Raw genomic sequence first — 1,175 nt, 5'->3', positions numbered from 1 at the left:
GAGACCGAGCGCGAATATCTCTCGGTCAAGCTCGACGATCCGAGCTTCCCGGCCCCGATCTACGCCTCGCTGGTGAAGGGTGAGGGCGACGAGGGCTTCATCCTGATCTGGTCGCGCCGCAACGGCGACTGATCCAACCGGACCAAACCGCCCCGCCTCCTCGGAGGCGGGGCTTTTTCTGTGCTCATGACCATAACGGCGCAGAAAGAGGGAGAGAAGGCCTTCGGCCTCCTTGCATAATGCTCGCTAAGGGCTCCGCCCTCGCGCGCGCAAGGGTGAAGCGCCGAAGCCGGCGCCGGCCGGAGTGGTATCCCCGGTCTTCCGCGCCCTCGCAGAATTTTCAATGACGACATGAGCGGCAGGCGCGTGCAGACGCGCGCGTGCCGCGCGCCCCCTTGGGCGGGTGATCCCCCTCCACTCCGGCCGCCCTTGCCCTTGCTACCCCGGTCTCGCCGACGGGCAGGGTTGCAGCGCAGCGCTGCGCTTTAACCCAACCCCAAAGGGAGAATGAGCGATGACGATGATGACTCTGACCCGGAACGAGCAGCCTGTTTCCAGCGGCTTTCGCGTGGACGTCTCGCGCGGCGAGCGTCTTGGCCGCGTGTCATCGGAATGGTTTTTCCGACCCGACGATGAGCGCTATCTCAGCCTGACCGATCTTCATGACGCGGTACGCCGCCGCGCCGACCGCGCCCGGACCCGTACCGTGGAAAGCCGGGCCGTGAGAGTAGAGGCGGGCCGCGACAATGCCGAACGGTTGGCCCTGATGGTACCGGGACGCAGCGAACCGGTTGCGCCGACGCATTGGAGTTTTGGGCAGTTGTGTAGCCTTGTCGGCGCGCCGACATCTTATATGCGTCAGCTTCCCGCGCCACTTACCGCGATAAACCTGCAACACGGCTTGCTGTCACACCGTGGTGAGTTGGTGAAGACGTTGGAGGCTGATGACGGCCGCATTGAGCTTCGTGCCGTGACCGGGCCGGACTATGGCCGCATCTGGGATCATGAACTTGTCACCGCCGTGATGAAGATCGCGGGTAACGGCAACGGGGATACAAGATGGAAGGTGCCCGGGGTGCTGGATTGGGCGACCATGACCCACAACCCGTTCGTGGACATCACCAAGGACACGACGACACTCTACGCGAGCGATCGGGATGTGTTCCTGTTTTTGG

Annotated in this window: 1 protein-coding gene and 1 pseudogene; both read left to right on the top strand. The window is 63.8% G+C overall.

Translation table 11 applies throughout. The features are described from left to right. Positions 1–132, top strand: a 132-nt coding sequence (locus UP10_RS43160) for a DUF736 family protein (RefSeq protein ID WP_156180163.1), incomplete at its 5' end; no start/stop codon positions are given. Between the two features lie 388 nt (positions 133–520). Next, positions 521–1,175: pseudogene (locus UP10_RS19560) on the top strand (DUF932 domain-containing protein); the annotation flags it as partial.

Origin of the sequence: Bradyrhizobium sp. LTSPM299 (genome assembly GCF_000938235.1) — a bacterium.
In the GTDB taxonomy this organism is placed as follows: domain Bacteria; phylum Pseudomonadota; class Alphaproteobacteria; order Rhizobiales; family Xanthobacteraceae; genus Bradyrhizobium.
Note: the sequence above shows the minus strand (reverse complement) of the source record. Positions and strands in the feature narration are given on the sequence as shown.